Below are 6226 nucleotides of genomic sequence, written 5' to 3' on the forward strand. Positions count from 1 at the left end.
GCTCGGGCTCATCCTGGGGCTCGCGCTCGCCACGCCGTGGCTGACGCGGCTGTGGGCTCGGCTCACCGGTCCGATCCTCGGTAGGCTGATGGGGCCGGTGGGGAGCATGGCCGCTCGCGGCGTGTCCTCGAGCCTGAGCCGGACGGCCATCGCCGTCGCCGCGCTCACCGTCGCGGTCGCCTCGACGGTCGGCGTTGCGACGATGGTGTCGTCGTTCCGCACGACCGTCGAGGACTGGCTCGGCACCGTGCTCCAGGCCGACGTCTACGTCCAGCCGCCGGCCACCGTCTTCCGCCGCGGCGGCGCGATCCTCGACGCTCGTCTGGCCGCCGACCTGGCCGCCCTCGAGGGCGTCGAGCGCATCGACGCGATCCGAACCCGGACCCTCGACACCGGCAGCGGCCCGTTCGATCTGGTCGTCAGCCGCGTGGACGAGCAGCGCGCGGGCGTCTATCGGTACAAGTCCGGCTCGGCCGAAGACGTCGCGCGCCGGGCTCCCCAAGGCGCCGTGGCCGTGAGCGAGCCGTTCGCGTTCCGCTTCGAGGTCGCCGTCGGAGACACGCTGCGGCTACCGACCGACGAAGGCGAGCGTGCCTATCCCATTGCAGGCGTGTTCTTCGACTACGGCAACGACCTCGGCATCGTACTCATGGACGAGCGCCCGTTCCTCGAGTCGTACCGCGATCCGGGGTACACCGGTGCCGCGCTGACCGCGTCGCCCGGCGTCGAGGTCGCGGCGTTGGTCGCGCGAGCGAAGGACCTGGCCGAGGGGCGACAAGAGGTGATCGTCCGGTCCAACCGCGACCTGCGGCAGGCCAGCCTCGAGGTGTTCGACCAGACGTTCGTCGTCACCGGCGTGCTGAGGCTCTTGGCCGTGGCCGTCGCGTTCGTCGGCGTGCTCTCGGCCCTGATGGCGCTGCAACTCGAACGTCGCCGAGAGCTCGCGATGTTGCGGGCGCAGGGCATGACCACGGCCGAGGTCCGCAAGATGGTGTTCGCCCAAACCGGCCTGATGGGGCTGTGGGCCGGACTCCTCGCGATCCCGCTCGGCCTGGTGTTGGCCGCCGTGTTGGTGTTCGTCGTCAACGTGCGGTCGTTCGGGTGGACGTTGGCGTTCACCGTCTCGCCCGCCGTGCTGTGGCAAGCCGTCCTGCTAGCCGTCGTGGCCGCGCTCCTGGCAGGTGTCTACCCGGCGTGGCAGATGTCGAAGACGAACCCCGCGCTCGCCATGCGCGAGGAGTAGAGCTCTTGCGGGCCGTCCTCGAGGCGGGGCGTCCGTCCTCGAGGACGCGCCGCGTCAGCCTCGAGGGAGTTCGCGCGAGGCTGACGCGCGCGGACATGTCTGCGGAAACCCCTGAGCGATAGGACTTTCTGCCGTCCCTTTCTTGTCTCGTCAGAACCGTGTCGTGAGGGTGGGGGTTTACCGGCGTCTCCCTCCTCGCGGCGCCCTTTCGCCGCTTCCTCTTTGGCCCTTTCCCGACCGCAAAAGACAGCCGTTTGGATCGGTGTGGGAGTCGTCGCCGTCGCGCTTCTGATCGCTCCTCGTTTCGTTGGAGGAGAGGCTGAGGCCGAGCCTGCCGCAGGGCGGGGCGGAGGCGACACGCTCGCGGTCACGGTCGCGCCGGTGTCGGAGGAAATGCTCGAGGACCGCGTCACCACGACCGGCACGCTCCTGCCCTGGGAGGCCGTCGAGCTCCGGGCCGAGGTCGCGGGTCGCGTGACCGGGCTCAACTTCGACGAGGGCGCCGTCGTCCGACAGGGCCAGACGCTGGTCTCGCTCGACACGCAGGTCCTCGAGGCCCAGATCGAGGGCGCGCGGACGCGTCGGGACCTGGCCTCGGTGCAGGCCCGTCGCCGCCGCGAGCTGTTCGAGATCGGGGGGCTCAGCCGCCAAGCCCTCGACGAGGCCGAGAGCGAGGCTCGCGTCCTCGATGCCGAGCTGTCGCAGCTCGCCGCCGAGGTCCGACGGCGCCGCATTGTGGCGCCGTTCTCGGGCCAGATCGGCCTGCGCGAGGTGTCCCCAGGTGCCTACCTCTCGCCGGGCGACCGCGTCGCCACGCTCCGCATCACGAACCGGCTCCGGCTCGAGTTCACCGTCCCGGAGCGGTACCTCGGCCAGATCCGCCAGGGACAGTCCGTCCGGTTTTCTGTGCCCGGCCAGGAAGACGGCTTCGTGGCGACGGTCTACGCCATCGAGGCCAACGTCGAGGCCGCAACGCGGGCGTTCACCGTCCGTGCCGAGGCCCGCAATCCTGGGGGCGCGCTCCAGCCCGGCGCCTTCGCCGCGGTCGACCTGGTGCTCGACGAGATCCCCCAGGCGTTGCTGATCCCGGCGGCGGCCGTCATCACCGGCGCAGACAGCACGACGGTCTACGTGGTCCGCCAGGGGACGGCCGTCCCGCGCGCCATCACGACCGGCGTTCGGACGGCCGACCGGCTCCAGGTCACGAGCGGCCTCGAGGCCGACGACGTCGTCCTGACGTCCGGTCTCAACCAGGTCCGTCCAGGCCAGCCCATCCGCACGGGCGGTGCCTTCGACCCCACGCGCGTCCGTCCCGAAGGGCCGTCCCAGCCGTCACGCGACTACCAGACCGCCGACTAGCTCGCTCTCGGCGGAGACCCGCCCGTCGCTCTCGTTCCCTCAAGCCTTGGCTTCCCTCTACGACGTCTCCGTCCGGCGGCCCGTCTTCGCGACGGTCCTGTCCCTCGCGATCCTGATCGGCGGCGTCATCGGGTTTTTCGAGCTGGGCGTGCGCGAGTACCCCATCGTCCAGACGCCCGTGATCTCGGTCCGGACGGACCTCAGGGGCGCGAACGCGGCCGTCGTCGAGAGCCAGGTCACCGAGCCCATCGAGGAGTCGGTCAACGCCATCGACGGCATCCGCTCGATCACCTCGATCAGCAACCAGGGCCGGAGCACGGTGCGCGTCGAGTTCGACCTGGGCGCCGACCTCGATGCCGCCGCCGCGGACGTGCGAGACCGCGTGAGCCGGGCGCGAGGTCAAATTCCCGACGAGGTCGAAGAGCCGATCATCTCCAAGTCGAACTCCGACGGCGACCCGGTCATCTTCCTCAACCTCTCCTCGGAGCAGTACGACCTCCTCGAGTTGTCCGAGATCGCCGACAACTTCTTCGCCGAGCGGCTCCAGACCATCGACGGCGTCGCGTCCGTCGACATCTGGGGCGACAAGCGGTACGCGATGCGGATGTGGATGGACCCCGCCGCGCTCGCGGCCTACGGGCTCACGCCGGGCGACGTGCGCCGGGCCGTCAACGAGCAGAACATCGAGCTGCCCGGCGGCATCATCGAGGGCGACCAGGTCGAGCTGACCATTCGACCTCTGACCCGCTTGGCGACTGTCGAGGAGTTCGAGGACATCATCCTGAAAAACGATGGGACGTCGCTCGTCCGGTTCTCCGACGTCGGCCGCGTCGAGTTGGCGGCGCAGAACCAGCGGACGGTGCTCAAGCGCGACGGCGTCGCGATGGTCGGCGTCGTGCTCCGGCCGCTCGCCGACGCCAACGCCATCGAGATCGTGGACACGTTCTACGACCGGCTGGAGGACATCCGGCCCGACATCCCGGACGGCATCGAGTTGGGCATCGGGTTTGACAACACCGAGCCCATCCGGGCCTCGATCGCCGAGGTCCGCAACACGGTCTTTATCGCGCTCGGGCTGGTGGTGCTCGTCATCTTCGGGTTCCTACGCGACTGGCGGACGACCGTCATCCCGGTCGTCGTCATCCCGGTCTCGCTCGTCGGCGCGTTCGGCGTCATGGCGCTGGCCGGGTTCTCGATCAACGTGCTGACGCTGCTGGCGCTCGTGCTGGCCATCGGGCTCGTGGTGGACGACGCGATCGTGGTGCTGGAGAACATCTACGCCAAGATCGAGGAGGGCATGGACCCCATGGCGGCGGCGGTCGCCGGGACGAAGGAGATCTACGTCGCCGTCATCGCCACGACGCTGGCGCTGGTGGCCGTCTTCCTGCCGATCATCTTTCAGAGCGGCGTGATCGGCGCGCTCTTCCGCGAGTTCGGGCTGACCATCGCGGCGGCCGTCGTGATCTCGTCGTTCGCGGCCTTGACGCTGACGCCGATGCTGTCGTCGAAGCTGCTGGTGCGGCGCGACATGAAGCCCTGGATCTACCGGAAAACGGAGCCGGCGTTCGTGCGCTTGAACGACGCCTACCGCTCGACGCTGCAGGCCGTTCTGAAGGTGCGCTGGGTGGCGTTCGTCGTGATGTTGGCGGCGGCCGGCGGCGTCTACGTGCTGTTCAACAGCCTGGAGAGCGAGCTCGCGCCCGCTGAGGACCGCTCACAGATGCGTCTGTTCGCGAACGCGCCCCAGGGCCGCGGCTACGCCTACATGGACGCCTACACCGACGAGCTCATCGCGCTCATCCAGCGCGAGGTGCCGGAAACGGAAGCGCTCATCTCGGTCACGTCCCCCGGCTTCGGCTCGTCCGGCTCGGTCAACTCGGCGTTCGCGAACGTCATCCTGGTGGACCCGTCGGAGCGCGAGAGGAGCCAGGACGAGATCGCGAACGGCTTGCAGCAGGTGCTCGGCACGTTGCCCGGCGCGCGTGTTAACGTGAGCCAACCGGCGACCATCCAGACCTCGTCGGGCCGGGGCTCGCCGGTCCAGCTCGTGATCCAGGCGCCCAACCTCCCGGCGTTGCAGGACGCGCTGCCGGCGTTCATGGAGCGGGCGACCCAGGACCCCGCGTTCCAGTTCGCGCGCGCCGACCTCGAGTTCACGCTCCCCGAGCTCCAGGTGGAGGTGGACCGCGACCGGGCTCAGGCGCTCGGCATCGCGCCAGTCGCGGTCGCGGAGGCCCTCGCGGTCGCCCTGAGCGAGGGCCGGTTCGGCTACTTCAACCGTGACGGCGAGCAGTACGAGATCATCGGCCAGCTCGAGCGCGAGGCCCGGGACACGCCGAACGCCATCCAGGGCATCTTCGTGCGAAGCGCGGGGGGACAGCCGATCCCGCTCTCGAACCTGGTCACGCTGACCGAGTCGGCCGCGCCGCCGCAGCTGTACCGGTTCAACCGGTTCACGGCGGCGACCGTCTCGGCCGAGCCCGCCGAGGGCGTCTCGCTCGGCGACGCCATCGAGGCCATGGAGTCCATCGCCGACGCGACGCTTCCCGTCGGCTTCTCGACGGCGCTCGACGGCCAGAGCCGGGACTTCCGCGAGACCGGCGGGTCCATCTTCGTCGTGTTCGGGCTGGCGCTCGTGCTGATCTACCTGGTGCTGTCGGCCCAGTTCGAGAGCTTCCGCGACCCCGTGACGATCCTGCTGACCGTTCCGCTGGCGCTCTTGGGCGCGCTCGGGGCGCTGTTCGTGTTCGGGAGCACGATCAACGTGTTCAGCCAGATCGGGCTGGTCATGCTGATCGGGCTCGTCACCAAGAACGGCATCCTGATCGTCGAGTTCGCCAAGCAGAAGCGGGCCGACGGGGCGTCGCGTTTGGAGGCCGCCGAAGAGGCCGCGACGGCGCGGTTCCGTCCGATCCTGATGACGGCGTTCTCGACCGTGCTCGGCACGCTGCCCATCGCGCTCGCGCTCGGCTCGGGCGCCGAGAGCCGCGTCCCGATGGGTCTGGCCGTGATCGGGGGGCTCATCGTGGGCACCTTGCTCACGCTCTACGTCATCCCCGCGCTGTACACGTTCATCGCGAGCGAGACGGCGAGCCCGCCGCTCGGGGAGGAGACCGAAGACCCCCTCGAGGACGCGGAGTCGGAGACCACGGACCGGACGGAAGGGGACGGGGCAACGGGCGAACTCCCCCCCGATCCCGAGCCCGTGCGACCGCTCGACGCGACGGGCGACGGGGCCGACGTCGCTGCCAACCCCGCCCCGGCCCGCGAGGGGTCGTGATCAGAGGTCTCTTCGTGATGGCGCTCGCGGTATGGGCGACGGCGGCCGGCGCGCAGGAGCGCCCGTCCCTCCGTCAGGACTCGATCCCGCCGCTCCCGGACTCGCTCCGCCTCTACGGCGGCACACTGGCCACCCGGCCCCCGCTCCCCGTCCTCGACGCGGCTGGCGAGGCGCGGCGCTTGACGCTGGACCACGCCATCGAGATCGCGCTGCTCCAGAACCCGGACCGTCGGATCTCCGCCCTCGAGGGACTGCGGGCCGCCAACGACGTGTCGCTCGGCAACGCGGGATACCTCCCGACGCTCAACGCGACGGCCAATTTAGCCGGGTTGCGGAGCGACGGC

Annotated in this window: 3 protein-coding genes and 1 pseudogene; all 4 read left to right on the forward strand. The window is 70.0% G+C overall.

The features are described 5' to 3' along the window. Positions 1-1243 (forward strand): ABC transporter permease (locus WBA11_RS10685; RefSeq protein ID WP_424520676.1); only part of this gene is annotated, 1243 nt, incomplete at its 5' end. Between the two features lie 264 nt (positions 1244-1507). Then, positions 1508-2602: an efflux RND transporter periplasmic adaptor subunit gene (locus tag WBA11_RS10690; protein ID WP_424520677.1), complete on the forward strand. Its 1095-nt coding sequence runs from the start codon at positions 1508-1510 to the stop codon at positions 2600-2602. A 46-nt stretch (positions 2603-2648) separates the two neighbouring features. Next, complete coding sequence (locus tag WBA11_RS10695) at positions 2649-5882, forward strand: efflux RND transporter permease subunit (protein WP_424520678.1); 3234 nt, start codon at positions 2649-2651, stop codon at positions 5880-5882. Then, positions 5879-6226, forward strand: a pseudogene (locus WBA11_RS10700) (hypothetical protein); the annotation flags it as partial. The gene WBA11_RS10695 and the pseudogene WBA11_RS10700, both read left to right, overlap by 4 nt.

The sequence above is a fragment of the Rubrivirga sp. genome (assembly GCF_049648075.1).
Taxonomy (GTDB): Bacteria; Bacteroidota; Rhodothermia; order Rhodothermales; family Rubricoccaceae; genus Rubrivirga.